Genomic DNA, 15,921 nt, shown 5'->3' with positions numbered 1-15,921 from the left:
TCAACCCCTAGATTTCTTTAAAATAGTCACGCTTGTAATAAGAATAATTAGGAATGCCGTTCCCGCTAAAAATGGAATCGTAACAAACCCAAACCAATTAATATATTCTCCCGTGCAGGGAACTCGTCCACATCCTGGCCCAGAACCAACTGTATCAGGAAGCTTTTGAAGCGTGTAATGATAAATGGAAATACATAATCCTATTCCGGATAAGACGGCTGCATATATAGCTGAACTCGCTTCTTTTCGGATCACGCCAATCAGTAAAATGATGACTAATGGGTACATTAAGATGCGCTGATACCAGCATAATGTACAAGGTTCAAAATGACGAATCTCAGAAAAATACAATGAACCTAAAGTAGCTATAAAGGATGTTCCCCATGCAAATAACATCAAATTCTCAACAGCTTTTTTCATATCGTACCCTCTCACCTAATTCATATTAAAATCACACTTTACAATTTATCAATTTCCAATGAACTTGTCACTACATTTGTTACAAGTTTAACAAAAATGAAATGATCTCATATACATGTTTTTGTCACATTTAGCCAAACTATTCCTAGACACGATAACGGGAGGCTACTAGAAATGAGCGACTTACCAAAACAACCACTTGAAAATACGTATTGGCGAAAAGATGCTGCCATGCCTACATTTGATTCCTTATCAGAAAGTGTAACTGTAGATGTTGCGATTATTGGCGGAGGAATTTCAGGATTAACTACCGCATACTTACTAAGCCAAGAAGGCAAAAAAGTGGCTCTTCTTGAAGCAGACCGACTTTGTGAAGGAACAACCGGTCATACAACAGCTAAAATAACCGCGCAGCACGGGGCGATCTACGATGAATTTGTGAATCACCTAGGTGTAGGTGGTGCGAAAACGTATTACGAGGCGAATCAGCGTGCGGTTGATTTTGTTCGTGAACTTGTAGAGGAACATAACATTCCATGTCAATTTGAGATGGAGGATGCCTACCTGTATGCAACGACAGATCAAGGAGTCGAAAAGCTCCGAAAAGAAAAAGAAGCCTATGAGGCACTCGATATTCCTCATGAATGGCATGAGTCCATCCCTTTAAACATTCCGGTAAAAGCAGCGCTTTGCATGAGAAATCAGGCTCAATTCCATCCTTTAAAGTATATGGCTTTTTTAGCGAATGATATCGTTAAAAATGGTGGAAAAATCTTTGAACATACGGTTGCACTCGATGTAAATCATGATGCGAAACCAACCATTTTAACGAAAAATGGCTTCCCTGTCACCGCTTCTTCTATCGTAGCCGCCTCTCACTTCCCTTTTATCGACAAAGGCGGATTATATTTCACTCGAATGAAAGCGGACCGTTCATACATTATATCTGGTGTGACACAAGAGTCATGGCCAGGTGGGATGTATTTACATGTTGATCGACCTAGTCGTTCAATAAGAGCTTGTACAAACGAGGTAGGCGAAACAACCATTCTTATCGGTGGGGAGCATCATAAAGCCGGACAGGGCGGGGATACAAGATCTTATTACGAGGCGCTCGAATCATATGCCAAAGCACACTTTGATTCCTTTGATCTTACGTATGAGTGGTCAGCCCAGGATCTACAGACGCTGGACAAGGTCCCTTATATCGGGCGGTTGTCACCGGTTCATACCGACCTATTTGTTGCAACAGGCTACAGAAAATGGGGTATGACAGGAGGCACAAATGCCGCCATCATTCTCGCTAACGTCATTGCCCATGGTTCAGACAAGTATGAAGATATCTTTTTACCGAGTCGTGTTCATGCAGATCCAAGTATTCGTCATTTTCTAAAGGAAAACATAAACGTGGCAGCAGAGCTTATTAAAGGAAAAGTAAGTCCAGATGAACAAAGTATTGAAAGCTTAAGAAATGGTGAAGGCGCCGCTGTTCACTACAATGGTCAAAAAGCCGGTGCATGCAGAACAAGTGATGGTGAGCTCTATATTGTAGATACTACCTGCACACATATCGGGTGTGAAGTTGGATGGAACAAAGCCGATCAAACATGGGATTGTCCTTGTCACGGCTCTCGCTTCTCATACTCCGGAGATGTCATCGAAGGACCAGCTAAGAAGCCACTCACTCTCCTATCCCCTAAAAAATCTTCTTAGTTCAACCTGCTAGCTAGCGATTCATATCATCGCTAGCTTTTTTCATGTAAAATAACGTGTAGATTATATTTAAAATGGATAAGGAGTGACCATACATGGATGGAAAAAAACGAGCAAACATTCAAGCAGGTCTGCGTGTTGAAATTGTTCTGAAACAAGATCAACGCACTGGCAAACGAACAGAAGGTGTCGTAAAAGATATTTTAACGAACTCACCCACCCATCCGCACGGCATTAAAGTTCGCTTAGCGGACGGACAAGTTGGAAGAGTGCAGGCTATTCTAGGTTAACAGGGCTAGCGAACGTTTTGGGACGATCGTCTAACAACAAGCTCTGGGATTAGTTCACACCCGCTATGCGTATGCTCCGGTTTCTCTATTAAGTGAACGAGTTCGTCTACTAAGGTTTTTGCCAGTCGTTCAACCGGAACACCTACTGCAGAGATTGGAACGTCTGTTTCTTCGAATTGCGGAATGTTGTCATAGGAAATAAGAGATACGTCTTCTGGGACCTTAAGTCCAGATTGATGCAACGCTCGATAGGTTCCTATGGCAATATCATAACTTGAGCAAATCATCGAATTGGGTATCGGCTGTTCTTTAAGATACTTCCTCACTTCCCTCAACGCGTCTCCTACATCCAACCCATTTGTTTGAATAAACAACGGCTCCATTGAGTTCTTTTCCATTGCTCGTGCAAACCCTTTTTCTTTCGCCTGTTGTCTCCGGCCTGAACCTCCAATCACACCAACATAGGCGATGGATTGATTTTGGCAGCGTACAAGTTCCTGAACAGCAAGCTCCATAGCCAATTCATGTTTAACTCCAATCGTTGGAAATTGATTAACACTCGGCACGCCATATGATAGTAACGGGACATCGAGTGTTTTTGGAAGCTGATCTTGAGGAAGATCCTCCTCAAACAATAACATCCCGTCTACTCTCATTTTTGAGAAAAGGTCAATTGAATCTAATGCGTCATTAATTGATAGCAACATTTGTTTATGTTGTTTTTTCATTTGCACGTTTACCTGACTAGCAAGCTCTGATAATGCTAAGCGGTTAATTTCCGGCCAAACGAGACCAATCGTGTTTGTCCGTTTGGTTACAAGATATTTAGCAGAATAATTGGGTGTGTATCCTAATTCATTAGCCTTTTCAAGAATAAACTGCTTCGTGTCTGGTTTCACTAAAGGGCTGTCATTTAAAGCTTTTGAGACTGTTGAATAGCTTACATTTGTCGCTTTCGCTATATCTTTTATCGTTATTTTCATCTGTCTATTCCGCCCTTTTTCAACAAGTTCTCTCTTCATTCTATTAAATTCACAAAAAAATAACAACGTTTTCATTGATTTTGATAACGCTTTCTCTTAAGCTAATAACAACGTTGTTATTTTAACTTAGGAGGAGAAAGGAACATGAAAAGCCGAACTACACTTTTCGTTGTAAGCGCTCTACTTTTTATATTAACAGCTTGTTCAAGCCCCGTAGCGCAATCAACAGACACAACTGTGTTACGCCTGGCTCACAATATGAACCAATCACACCCTATCCATCAATCATTAACTCATTTTGCAGAGGTTGCCGAGGAAAAGAGTAATGGCTCGTTGGTTTTTGAATTCTATCCAAACGAACAGCTCGGATCAGAACGTGAAGTCATTGAGTTAACACAAACCGGTGCAGTTGATGTGACAAAGGTAAGTGCGACTGCTCTTGAAAGCTTTTCACCCGTTTATGCGCTTTTCAGTGTACCTTATTTGTTTGAAGATCAAGACCACTACTACGAAGTGATGGAAAGTGAAATTGCTACTGACATCTATGATTCTACATCAGAGAACGGGTTCTTTGGGTTAACTTTCTATGATGCAGGGGTCCGAAACATGTATACCGTGAATCAGCCAATTAAAGAGCCCGAGGATTTAGCTGGTCTTAAAATACGTGTTCAGCCAAGTGAAACAGCCATTCAAATGACAAGGTTAATGGGTGGCGCACCAACTCCGATGGGGTTTGGAGAAGTATACACAGCTCTTCAACAAGGTGTTATTGATGGAACGGAAAATAATGAAACCGCATTAATTTCTACAAATCACGGAGAAGTCGCAAAGGAGTACTCTTATACAGAGCATGCCATTGTCCCTGACCTTCTTATTTTTAGCAAAAACCGTTGGGATAGTTTCACAGAAGAAGAGCAACAAATTCTAAGAGAAGCTGCCATTGAATCCTCACAGTTTCATAAAGAGCTTTGGGCCGAGGAGATTAATCATTCCATTGAAGCAGCAAAGGAATTAGGCGTTACATTTCACGAGGACGTTAATAAAGACGCATTTCGTGAACTAGTTGAACCAATGCATGAGCAGGTTCGCAATAATCCGGATCTGACTCCTTATTATGACAGAATTCAAAAAATGAGTGGAGGAAGTGATTGAACATGATTAATTCCATCAATAGAGTTCTTGGTAAAGTCATCATCTTCCTATCCTCAACCATGTTTGGGGTCATGGTACTCGTTGCTGTTTGGCAGGTTGTCAGTCGCTACCTTTTAAATTCTCCAAGTACCTTCTCAGAGGAATTCCTACGCTATTCACTTATTTGGGTCACGATGATTGGAGGCGCATATGCCTTTCACATTAAGAAGCATATTGCAATTGATATGTTTGTAGAGCGTTTCTCTACAGGTATTCAAAAACGAATCCGACAATGCGCTCTCATTTTTCTAGTACTCTTCTCTCTTATTGTGATGGTGTATGGCGGGATCCAGATTGTCTCATTAACGGTGACACAACAAACCGTCTCCCTAGGCATTCCGATGGGCTATGTGTATCTATCTCTACCAGTCTCAGGAGTACTTATTACTTGGTTTACATTAGTAGAGCTCATCACCGGTTCAAACGGTGCAACAAATGAGACTATCGAAGAAGATTTGTCCATTCATTAACAATACATATTAGATAAGGATGATCAACATGGCTCTTCTAGCAGGCATAAGTCTAGTGGTTGTGTTTATACTACTACTTCTTATTGGTGTTCCCATTGCCATTAGTATTGCAGGGGCATCCATTGTCACGATGTTTTTGATTGCACCTTTTGATGTGGCTATTTTCACATCCGCACAGAAACTAGTGACTGGCATTGATAGTTTTACGTTACTTGCAGTTCCGTTCTTTTTGCTTACTGGTATTATCATGAATCAGGGTGGGATTGCCTTACGTTTGGTTAACGTGGCTAAGCTACTCACCGGTAAGCTACCAGGGTCATTAGCTCAAACAAACATTGTTGGTAATATGCTGTTTGGTTCGATTGCAGGTTCATCTGTTGCCTCGGCCGCAGCCATTGGTAAGGTAATGAATCCACTTCAGGCAAAAGAAGGGTATGACCGTAAATTCTCTGCTGCCGTAAATATTGCGTCAGCTCCTGTTGGTTTGATCATACCCCCTACCGGTTTATTTATTATCTATTCTTTAGTCAGCGGAGGTACATCGATTGCAGCACTATTTTTAGCAGGGTATCTACCAGGAATTCTATGGGGACTTGCTATTATGGTGGTCGCCTTTATTATCGCCAAGAAAAAAGGTTACATCGCTTCAGCTGCAACAAAAGTAGATTCTCCATTAAAAGTCATTTGGGATGCGGTTCCAAGTCTGTTTCTCATCTTCATTATTATCGGAGGAATTATTGCAGGTATTTTTACAGCGACTGAGGCCTCTGCAATTTCCATTGTTTATTCACTTATTCTATCTTTTATCTATAAAGGGATTACGATTAAACAACTACCAGGCATCTTTAGAGAAGCTGTAGAGCTTACAGTTGTCATTATGTTCTTAATCGGTACCTCTGCCATGTTATCTCTTGTCATGGCTTTCACAGGAATACCGGATGCATTAAGTTCTTCCATCTTAACGCTAACTGAGAATCCAATTCTCATCTTGCTGTTAATTAATCTGATTCTTTTACTTATTGGAACGGTGATGGATGTAACACCAGCTATTTTAATTTTCACACCGATTTTCTTACCGGTTGTAACCGAATTTGGAATGGATCCAGTCCATTTTGGTGTCATTCTTATCTTTAACTTATGTATCGGTAACATTACCCCACCAAGTGGTAGTGCTTTGTTTGTTGGGAGTACGGTTGGTCGAGTAAAAATTGAAGAAGTGGTACGACCACTCGTCCCTTTTTATATTGCTGTTATTTGTGTGTTGATGATTGTGACTATGATCCCTTCTATCAGCACATGGTTACCTGAGCTTTTCGGTTTAATGTAACACTTACTCAAAGGAGAGAATTCATATGAATATTCAGCACGCTTATCAGTTCGCCCTAAAAGAGAAAAATGAGGCTCATGTAACATTCTACAATGAAGAATCCCAATTGTTTGCACATATCTATGTGCTAGAGCAAGATCTATTTCGAGTTCTTTTTGAAAAACAAGAGGGACTACAGCTTCCTACAACATGGAGTATTGCACCTGGTGAATCCGATGTCGAACTCACCGGGCGACCACGAAAAGAAACAACTGGATTTTCATGCCCAACCTATTCGTATCATGAAACGGAATCAACCTTTGAAGTAAGCACTGAAACGTTAAAAGCCACGATTGAAAAGGAAGGCTTTAGAATTACATGGTCAAGAAAAGATACGAATGTTTGGGTTGTTTTCGCGGAGGATCGAGAGACTCAAGCGTATAACTTTAACGGCGAACTCGGTTCAACGATTAAACACTATTTGCGCAGAGAGATTACAGAACAATACTTTGGACTAGGTGAGCGAACGGGTTCATTAAACCGCCACCATGGACGGTACCGGAATATCACCATAGATGCGATGGGATATGATGCCGAATTCTCCGATCCCTTGTACAAGCATATTCCGTTTTACATTACGCGTAATCCCAAAAGCGGCTTCTCGTATGGGCTGTTTTACGACAATCTGGCACCAGGATATTTTGATTTGGGTCGAGAACTCGATAATTATCACTCCTTATACCGCTACTTTGAAGCCGAAAGTGGTGACCTGGATTATTATATGGTCGCTGGTCCAACGGTACGTGACGTTGTTCAAACCTACACGTGGATGACAGGTACAACCGCGATGCCACCTAAATGGAGTCTTGGGTATTCTGGTTCAACGATGAGTTATACAGATGCACCGAATGCACAAGAGCAGTTGCAACAGTTCATTAAACACTGCGAGGAACATGACATTCTATGTGACTCTTTTCAGCTTTCATCAGGTTATACGTCCATTGATGACAAGCGCTATGTGTTTCATTGGAATAAAGAAAAGTTTCCAGATGCAAAACAGCTTGCTGCCGATTTTAAAGCAAAAGGACTAAGACTTGCTGCGAATATTAAACCCGCATTCCTTGAGAGCCATCCGAAATATAAAGAACTAGAGAACAAGAACTTTTTCATTCAAAATGAGCACGGTGAAACAGAACTCGCTCAGTTCTGGGATGGCGGTGGAGCGTATCTTGATTTCACGAATCCTGATGCATTTAACTGGTGGAAGGATCAAGTGAAGGAACAATTACTTGCCTATGGCATTGAGTCAACATGGAATGATAATAATGAATACGAGATCTGGAATCATGGTGCGAGCGTACATGGATTTGGTGACCGACAAGACTTTCAAACGATCCGTGCCGTGTTCCCGCTTTTAATGATGAAGGCTTCGTTTGAAGCACAGGAAGAACACAATCAAAATCAGCGCCCTTTCCTTATCTCCCGTTCAGGCGCACCAGGCATGCAACGGTATGTTCAGACATGGACTGGAGATAACCGGACAGAATGGAAAACAATTCGCTATAACATTAAGACAGGACTTGGTTTAACCTTATCAGGCATTCATAATATCGGTCATGACGTAGGTGGCTTCGCTGGTCCAAAACCCGATGAAGAGCTATTTGTACGCTGGGTTCAGAACGGCGTATTCCACCCTCGTTTTACGATTCATTCGTGGAATGAAGACGAAACTGTTAATGAACCTTGGATGTATAAAGAAGCTACACCTGCGATCAGAAAGCTGATTCAGTTACGATCCATGCTGACACCTTATTGGTATACCGCTTTTTATCAATCTCATACTCAGCATGAGCCTATCATGAAACCAACTTTCCTAGACTTTGAGGATGACCAAAAGAGTTGGGAAGAAAACGATGACTTCTTAGTAGGACCTTCCTTACTTGTTGCATCTGTTGTCGAGCCAGATATGACAGAAAGAAAGGTTTACGCACCAATCCATGCAGGTGGATGGTTTGACTTTTATCGCGGAACACATGTAGAAGGTGGCTCGTACGTAACACTACCTGCACCTCTTGACGAAACGCCTTTACTTGTTAAAGCCGGAGCCATCATTCCGATTAACGAGGCACCGCGGACATTTAAGGAAAAGGATAACGATGAACGTGCCTTCCTCTTATATCCATCTAAAGAAAATGCGCAAGTGAGTTATACTCTGTACGAGGATGATGGGATTTCACGTCATGTTAAAGAATCTCACGCAACAGTGACAGTGACGATGGAAACAACAGACGAGTCTATTTTAATAACGACTGACGTTTCCGAAATGGGCTACAACCTACCCTATAAAAAAGCACGCTTCAGAGTAAAAACAGGTGATGCGCGCAAGCTTTACGTAAATGGTCAATTAATTAAAAACAACGAACAAGTATCAATTTAAGCTGTTATCAGTTAAGTCCGGGGATCATCCTCGGACTTTTTTCTCATCATTTTTTTAATTTGTGCAACCTTTCTCTGGCTACTCCGTATATTCAGACATAAGACCTACACATTAGACATTTCTATATAAAGGAAGGAGTGATACTATGGAAAGGGATGGAATTATATCTCTTTCATTTTACTGGGACATCGTAAGGGGGGATTAGCATGGAGAACATTGAACAAATTTACTTATACGGGTTAATCGCAGGTGGTGTCTTAACACTCGTTTACATCTTAGTAAGCGACATCTTAGATGGCTTGTTCGAATTTATCCCAGACGGTTGGTTTAACCCTACTTTACTTCTTTCGTTTGTCACGTTTGTAAGTGCCGGTGGGTATCTTCTTGAAACGTTGACTTCGATTAATAGTGTCGTCATCTTGATTTTGTCAGCCCTTGTCTCATTGGTTCTTGTCTTACTACTTAACATTTTTGTCTTAATTCCATTATCTAACGCAGAAGAGTCAAATGCTTACACAGAAGATGACTTGATCGGCCGACCAGGGCATGTGATTGTCTCCATTCCTCAAGATGGATTTGGAGAAGTGATTCTCTATGATTCAGGAGGAAATGTCTCTAAAACGGCTAAATCCTTTGACGACGTGGAGATTGCTTCCGGCACAGACATCTTTGTGATTGACATTAAAGAAGGCGTTGCGTACGTATCAGTCAAAGAGAAAGAGCTATTATTTTAATTTACCTTAGGAGGAATTTTATTGGATACTTTTATTAGTCCGACCATTATTGTTATTGCAGCAGCTGCTGCTATTGTTCTTGCTTTAATCGGGGTATTTGTGACAAAGTACCGTACAGCCGGTCCTGATGAAGCGTTAATCGTTACAGGTAGTTACTTAGGTGGAAAAAACGTAAACATAGACGGATCAGGAAACCGTATTAAAATCGTTCGCGGTGGTGGTACGTTTGTAATGCCTGTTTTTCAACAAGCCAAACCTCTTAGTCTACTTTCTAGTAAACTAGACGTACAAACACCCGAAGTATACACAGAGCAAGGTGTACCCGTTATTGCTGATGGTACAGCGATTATTAAAATTGGTGGTTCCATTAGTGAAATCGCGACAGCTGCTGAGCAATTCCTAGGTAAAACACGTGAGGATCGTGAAAACGAAGCAAAAGAAGTTTTAGAAGGTCACTTACGCTCCATCTTAGGTTCGATGACTGTTGAAGAAATCTACAAAAACAGAGAGCGTTTCTCTCAAGAAGTACAAAAGGTTGCTTCACAGGATTTAGCGAAGATGGGTCTAATCATCGTTTCATTTACAATTAAAGATCTTAGAGATACAAACGGATACTTAGAATCATTAGGGAAACCAAGAATTGCACAAGTAAAACGTGACGCAGATATTGCGACGGCTGATGCACAAATGGAAACACGTATTAAGCAAGCGGAAGCAAATAAACTAGCACAGCGTTCTGAGCTTGAGCGTGCAACAGAAATTGCCGAAGCCGAAAAAGATAACCAGCTAAAAGTGGCTGAATACCGTACGGAGCAAGAAAAAGCGAAAGCCCTTGCTGACCAATCGTACCACCTACAAGAAGCTCGCTCGAAGCAAGAAGTAACCGAGCAGCAAATGCAAGTTCAAATCATCGAGCGTCAAAAGCAAATTGAACTAGAAGAGAAAGAGATTCAAAGACGTGAACGTCAATACGATTCAGAAGTGAAGAAAAAAGCCGATGCCGATCGTTATGCGGTTGAGCAAGCTGCAGCGGCTGCGAAAAGTAAGCAATTAGCTGAAGCAGATGCAGATAAGTACCGGGTTGAAGCGATGGCAAAAGCCGACGCTGAAAAAGTTCGTGTAGATGGTTTAGCACGTGCGGAAGCGGATCGTGCACAAGGGGAAGCAGAAGTAATTCGTCTGAAAGGTCTTGCAGAAGCCGAAGCGAAAGAGAAAATTGCAGAGGCCTTTGAAGGATACGGTCAGGCTGCTATGCTTGATATGATCGTAAACATGCTTCCTGATTATGCGAAACAAGTGGCAGCTCCACTTTCTAACATTGATCAAATCACGGTTGTTGATACAGGTGGCAACGGCGAGAACAGTGGTGCCAACAAAGTCACTGGATACGCTACAGACTTGATGAGCACACTGCAACATTCTCTAAAAGCTTCTTCTGGCATTGATATGAAAGAGCTAATTGAGAACTTCTCAGGTAAAGGAAACGTTCGCTCTTCTATTGAAGAACTAACAAACGAAGTCAAACGCTCAAAACCAAGCGAAGAAACACAAGTGGAAACGAGCGAAGATGTAACTGAAGAGAAATAATGATTCCAAAAAGAGCGGTCACTTTATGTGCTCGCTCTTTTTTTATGTTTTGTGGTAGGACACCGCTACCGTGATGGCTGACACGCTTTCCTGGGGGGCGTTGAACTAAACCGGCCTTCGCCGGTGTATTTCAACCCTGCCCTTTTTTCCCCTTAGGAGTCGGTCAGCCATCCCGTCCGCTTGGATTTGCTCATCTAACTTTTTGATCTATTGTTTCGCTGACATGTAGTAATGGACTTTAAGGTAATTTTTATATGTTTTTATTCCAACCAGACAAAAAGACAGAGACGTTTCAGTATGCGATGCCCCTGTTCTTATAAATTTATTGATAAGTATCTAGATGCTTTAAAGCTGGTTTGTAACCATATTTTTAAGAGTTAAATTTCATGATCAAATTAGATTATTTTCCACAAATACAGCGGACGGAATGGCCGACCGACTCCTGTGGGGTGAAAAGGCAGGGGTGAAATGACCTTTGGCGTAGCCAAGGTTAGTTCACCGCCCTCCCTAGGAAAGCGTGCCTGTCATTCCGGGAGCGGCGTCTTTCCACTACACACAAAAAAGCGACTTTTCACGATATCCGCTCTTTTTATGCAGTTCTAAATTAAATTTCAAGACGTAATTAGATCATTCCCACAACCCCAGCGGACGGAATGGCCGACCGACTCCTGTGGGGTGAAAAGGCGAAATTGAAATAACACTGGCGTTAGCCAGTTTTAGTTCAATGCCCCCCTAGGAAAGCGTGTCGGCCATCACAGTAGCGGTATCCTTCCATTACCATATACTTTGACTACACACCAAAAAGGCGAACATCAGGATGTACCGCCTTACCTCATCAATTTTTCATTAAATCACATATAAAGAAATTGCATCTGCCATTCCGGGAGCGGCGTCCTTCCACCACATACCTTCCCACTACACACGAAAAAGGCGAACATCCAAAGTGTCCGCTTTTCTCGTGTTATCAATCTTCCCGCTGTATAAACAACACCTTCAAATAGTTACTTTCCTTATACTGATTTAGATACGGATAATCCACTGGTACTGTAAATTCTTCGAGAATGGTGTAGTCAACCTTTTGACTTTTAAATGCCTGCTCTACAAACGTTTTAAACTTGCGCATACCTAGTACACTGTTATTCGTTGAGGCGACAATGACTCCGTTTTCCTCGGTAATGGCAATCGCTTGACTCAGCAATGCTGGATAGTCCTTCGCTACGCTGAACGTTTGCTTTTTCGATCTAGCAAAGCTAGGTGGATCTAGCACGACTAAATCAAACGCAAGGCTCTTCTTTTGTGCGTACTTGAAATAATCAAACACGTCCATTACATGTATCCGCTGCTGATCTGGGTCTATCTCGTTCATCTGGAATTGCTCAATAGTACGCTCTTTACTTCTAGAGGCCAGATCAACGCTTGTTGTCTCACTTGCCCCTCCCGTTGCTGCAGCAACCGAGAATGCACCTGTATAAGAAAATGTGTTAAGCACAGTTTTTCCCTTGGCATAATGCTCGTGGATTCGCTTACGCACCTCACGTTGATCTAAGAAAATCCCTGTCATTGGCCCATCATTTAAGTAGACCGCATAACTGATCCCATTTTCTAAAATCGCTAATGGTTCTGGCGCTTCTTCTCCACTGACAAAATCATCATCTTCTACATACGTTCCCTTATTCGCAAATCGCTTCTTCTCATAGATTCCGATAAAAGGATAGGTACGCTCTACAGCTTCCATCACCCATTCCTTCATGGAGTAAATACCTTCGCTGTAATATGTAATCACACCAAATTCCGCGTAAAAATCAATCGTGATCCCACCAATGCCGTCTCCTTCTCCGTTAAAAAGACGAAAGGCATTTGTTTTCTCATCTGCAAAAAGCTGTCCGCGCATAGCTACTGCTTTTTGGATTCGTTGCATAAAAAGAGACGCATTGATCTCTTCTTGCTTCTTTGTGCTTAAGACCCAGCCTCGCCCTTTATTTTGCTGACCATAATACCCTTTTGCGACAAACTCACCACGTTCGTCCTCTATCGTTACAAGGTCTCCTTCTTGCAAAGGCTCTTCGGCTTGATCCACCAACTCTTGTTCAATCAACGGAAATCCTTTTTTATATAATGCAGCTAATCGGCTGTCTGCTTGAAGTGTTACGTTTAATCTATCCAAGGTACTCATCCTATCCTTCTCCAACGTTTAAAATCAATTATAGCATGATACAGCAGACTACAACGTAAACGACTGAATCGTGCGCTTCTCGTGGTCTTCTAACTGCTCATATTCTCCATTCGTATATTCATCAATTACGCGATTCCAAAATGCTTGAGCGGGTTTGTTTTCTTTTAATTGAGCGACAACCCAGTTTCCATGCCAACGTTTAAATACTTCAAAGGCTGCTTTCTTACCTACACCTTTTCTTTTGTATGGTTTCAATACAAAGAATTCATTTACTGAATTTGGCGATGAATCAGACGTGGCTTCGAGCAGAACAAAACCAGCCAGCTCATCGTCGACTTTAATAAATAATGCGCGAAGATGCGGCTCCGTCCAATAGCCGTCTAATTTAAACGGTTCAAATCGACCATCCTCTTCAAGCTTTATATCATGTAAGTATTCGCTAAATTCGTAAATATAATATTGCATAAGATTATGCAGGATAGGAGCCTCTTCTTGCTTAACCGGTACAATTTGTACATCCACAGGAATATCCTCCTCTACTTCGGCTCATCATCTACATTCTTTTATTATGCAGAATATCCCTTTAAAAAAACAAGGATTAACATATTTCATTTCCATTAAAAAAAGTGCCTGTGATTCGTGTGTTCACAGGCACTTTTGTTCTGTTTAGTCTTGTTTGAATTGCATGTATACCGTGTGGGTAACCAGGAAGTCACCAATACCGTGTTTTCCATCCGTGCCGCCAAGTCCTGATTGTCGTAATCCTGCATGATACCCTTGAATCGCTTCAAAGTTTTCACGATTTACAAAGGTTTCGCCATATAATAGCTCATCAGCCGCACGCATCGCTTCATGGACATTTTCCGTATAGATAGAAGAGGATAATCCATACTTGGAATCGTTCGCCCATTCAATGGCTTGGTCAAAGGATTGATAGGTCATAATGGGAAGAACCGGTCCGAAGATTTCTTCTTGAATGATCTCTGAATCCTGTTGAACATTGATCAGTAACGTTGGCTCGTAAAAGAATCCTTTATCCGTTTCGGCAGGCTGTCCCCCAGTGAGAAGTTCAGCTCCCGATTCAAGTGCACGTTGAACCATCTCATGTACACCTTCAAGGTGGTCTTTACTAATTAATGGACCAATGTCCGCCTGTTTGTTCTCAAGTGGATTACCATACGTTTTTTCGTTGAATGCTTTTTTCAGCTTTTCAATAAATTCTTCTGATACATCCTCATGAACATACACACGCTCTGCATTGGTACATGCCTGTCCGTTATTCGTCAGACGTGATTCCGTAATGCTTTCTACAGCTAAATCAATATCTGCATGCTTTGTGACAATAGCTGGTGCCTTTCCGCCCAATTCAAGATTCACTTTAGTCATGTTCTGGGCAGCTGCCTCCATCACTTTTGTCCCTGCTCCAACGCTTCCAGTCATTGTAACCATGGCAACCTTAGGATGACTTGCTAGCACATTACCAACAGATGAGCCTTTTCCTGTTACTAGGTTATACACACCTGCCGGCAGCTCTGATTCATCCACAAGCTTCGTGAATGCAACGGCTGTATTCGGTGTTTGTTGACTTGGTTTTAGAACAATTGTACAACCCGTAATTAAGGCAGTTGCTACCTTCCTGGCAAGAATGAACACTGGGAAATTCCAAGGAACAATTCCTCCGACTACTCCAATTGGCTTTCGTTGCATATAAATTTGCTCATTCGGCCGATCACTAGGAACGATTTCACCCTCTATGCGTCTGGCCCATTCAGACATGTAGTAAAAGTAATCAATCGCCGTTTGCACTTCCCCATTAGCGAGTTCGTAATCTTTTCCTTGTTCTTCAATTAACAGCTCAACAAAGTGCTGTTTATTTGCTTCAAGGCGCTGTCCAAGATCACGTACAAGCTTGCCTCGCTCTACCTGCGTTTTCTTGGCCCATGATTTTTGCGCCTCATACGCTGCTTCGATAGCTTGATTGGTTTCTTCTTCTGTTGCATTTGCAATCTTTGAAATGACCTCTTCTGTAGATGGATTCACCACTTCAATAATCTCATCTGACGCTGATTTCATGTATGATCCATTAATATATAGTTGATGGGTATCCATCCAAAACACTCCTTGATAATAGATTGTAGAGTGAGTGTACCCTTTGACTCAGTGGACAAACCTTTTTATCCTTCCTTCACAAAAAATTCATGAGCCACGACGTATTCTTGTCCAGTGAAGTAGTACAATAGAAGATATAGCCATTTTATGAAGGAGGACTTTTCGCATGAAGGACCCCATTAAACAATTTAAAGTGATCGGTTATTTAGAAGGAATGTCTTTTTTACTACTACTTGGTTTAGCTATGCCCCTTAAATACGGTTTAGGTATGGACATGGCCGTAACCATTGTAGGCTCTGCACATGGTGCTTTGTTTGTTCTATATATTGCAGCTATTTTCTATATGATGGTTCGTGTTAGATGGTCGCTGTTCACAGCCCTACTTGCATTTATCGCATCCATAGTTCCATTTGGACCATTTATTTTTGATGCCAAGGTTTTAAAGCAACAAGAAACAACCGCATAATTCGAGAAGCTAAACTAGAACCCCGAAGGTAGATGATTGATT

Annotated in this window: 14 protein-coding genes; 9 read left to right on the top strand and 5 right to left on the bottom strand. The window is 41.7% G+C overall.

Annotated features, from left to right (window positions below):
• Positions 1-420: a disulfide oxidoreductase gene (locus JNO66_RS08835; protein ID WP_203087888.1), complete on the bottom strand. Its 420-nt coding sequence runs from the start codon at positions 418-420 to the stop codon at positions 1-3.
• Positions 421-594: 174 nt separating this feature from the next.
• Between JNO66_RS08835 and JNO66_RS08830 the strand changes: the two genes are divergently transcribed.
• Both JNO66_RS08830 and JNO66_RS08825 read left to right on the top strand, forming a co-directional pair.
• A complete protein-coding gene (locus JNO66_RS08830) occupies positions 595-2,133 on the top strand; it encodes an FAD-dependent oxidoreductase (RefSeq protein WP_203087887.1) in 1,539 nt (512 codons plus the stop codon).
• 95 nt (positions 2,134-2,228) lie between these two features.
• Entirely contained in the window at positions 2,229-2,423 is a 195-nt protein-coding gene (locus JNO66_RS08825) for a YwbE family protein (RefSeq protein ID WP_203087886.1), read from the top strand.
• Between the two features lie 5 nt (positions 2,424-2,428).
• Here JNO66_RS08825 and JNO66_RS08820 read toward each other — a convergent pair whose 3' ends face one another.
• Positions 2,429-3,406: a LacI family DNA-binding transcriptional regulator gene (locus JNO66_RS08820; protein ID WP_203087885.1), complete on the bottom strand. Its 978-nt coding sequence runs from the start codon at positions 3,404-3,406 to the stop codon at positions 2,429-2,431.
• A gap of 144 nt (positions 3,407-3,550) precedes the next feature.
• On the opposite strand from JNO66_RS08820, the gene JNO66_RS08815 reads away from it, so the two are divergent.
• The 6 genes from JNO66_RS08815 (at position 3,551) to JNO66_RS08790 (ending at position 11,131) form a co-directional block, all read left to right on the top strand.
• The gene (locus JNO66_RS08815) at positions 3,551-4,558 is read left to right on the top strand and encodes a TRAP transporter substrate-binding protein (protein ID WP_203087884.1); all 1,008 of its coding nucleotides are present in this window, start codon (positions 3,551-3,553) and stop codon (positions 4,556-4,558) included.
• Positions 4,559-4,560: 2 nt separating this feature from the next.
• Positions 4,561-5,067, top strand: a complete 507-nt coding sequence (locus JNO66_RS08810) for a TRAP transporter small permease (RefSeq protein WP_203088410.1) — start codon at positions 4,561-4,563, stop codon at positions 5,065-5,067.
• A gap of 28 nt (positions 5,068-5,095) precedes the next feature.
• Entirely contained in the window at positions 5,096-6,394 is a 1,299-nt protein-coding gene (locus JNO66_RS08805; RefSeq protein ID WP_203087883.1) for a TRAP transporter large permease, read from the top strand.
• Positions 6,395-6,419: 25 nt separating this feature from the next.
• Positions 6,420-8,810 carry a glycoside hydrolase family 31 protein gene (locus JNO66_RS08800; protein WP_203087882.1) on the top strand — a complete coding sequence of 797 codons (2,391 nt, stop codon included), beginning with the start codon at positions 6,420-6,422 and terminating at the stop codon, positions 8,808-8,810.
• A gap of 206 nt (positions 8,811-9,016) precedes the next feature.
• Positions 9,017-9,544 carry a hypothetical protein gene (locus JNO66_RS08795; RefSeq protein ID WP_210340821.1) on the top strand — a complete coding sequence of 176 codons (528 nt, stop codon included), beginning with the start codon at positions 9,017-9,019 and terminating at the stop codon, positions 9,542-9,544.
• A 33-nt stretch (positions 9,545-9,577) separates the two neighbouring features.
• On the top strand, positions 9,578-11,131 hold the full coding sequence (locus JNO66_RS08790; protein WP_203088408.1) for a flotillin family protein: 1,554 nt from the start codon (positions 9,578-9,580) through the stop codon (positions 11,129-11,131).
• Positions 11,132-12,095: 964 nt separating this feature from the next.
• Here the strand turns inward: JNO66_RS08790 and JNO66_RS08785 are convergent.
• The 3 genes from JNO66_RS08785 to aldA all read right to left on the bottom strand — a co-directional run bounded on the left by JNO66_RS08785 (position 12,096) and on the right by aldA (position 15,413).
• On the bottom strand, positions 12,096-13,304 hold the full coding sequence (locus tag JNO66_RS08785) for a class I SAM-dependent rRNA methyltransferase (protein ID WP_203087881.1): 1,209 nt from the start codon (positions 13,302-13,304) through the stop codon (positions 12,096-12,098).
• 48 nt (positions 13,305-13,352) lie between these two features.
• Positions 13,353-13,826 (bottom strand): GNAT family N-acetyltransferase, encoded by a 474-nt coding sequence (locus JNO66_RS08780; protein ID WP_273753231.1) that lies wholly within the window; start codon positions 13,824-13,826, stop codon positions 13,353-13,355.
• Between the two features lie 144 nt (positions 13,827-13,970).
• On the bottom strand, positions 13,971-15,413 hold the full coding sequence (gene aldA, locus JNO66_RS08775; RefSeq protein ID WP_203087880.1) for an aldehyde dehydrogenase: 1,443 nt from the start codon (positions 15,411-15,413) through the stop codon (positions 13,971-13,973).
• Positions 15,414-15,579: 166 nt separating this feature from the next.
• On the opposite strand from aldA, the gene JNO66_RS08770 reads away from it, so the two are divergent.
• Positions 15,580-15,879, top strand: a complete 300-nt coding sequence (locus JNO66_RS08770) for a DUF3817 domain-containing protein (protein ID WP_203087879.1) — start codon at positions 15,580-15,582, stop codon at positions 15,877-15,879.
• The last annotated feature ends 42 nt before the right edge of the window (positions 15,880-15,921 follow it).

The sequence above is a fragment of the Alkalicoccobacillus gibsonii genome, assembly GCF_016798245.1.
GTDB lineage: Bacteria > Bacillota > Bacilli > Bacillales > Bacillaceae_D > Alkalicoccobacillus > Alkalicoccobacillus gibsonii.
Note: the sequence above shows the minus strand (reverse complement) of the source record. Positions and strands in the feature narration are given on the sequence as shown.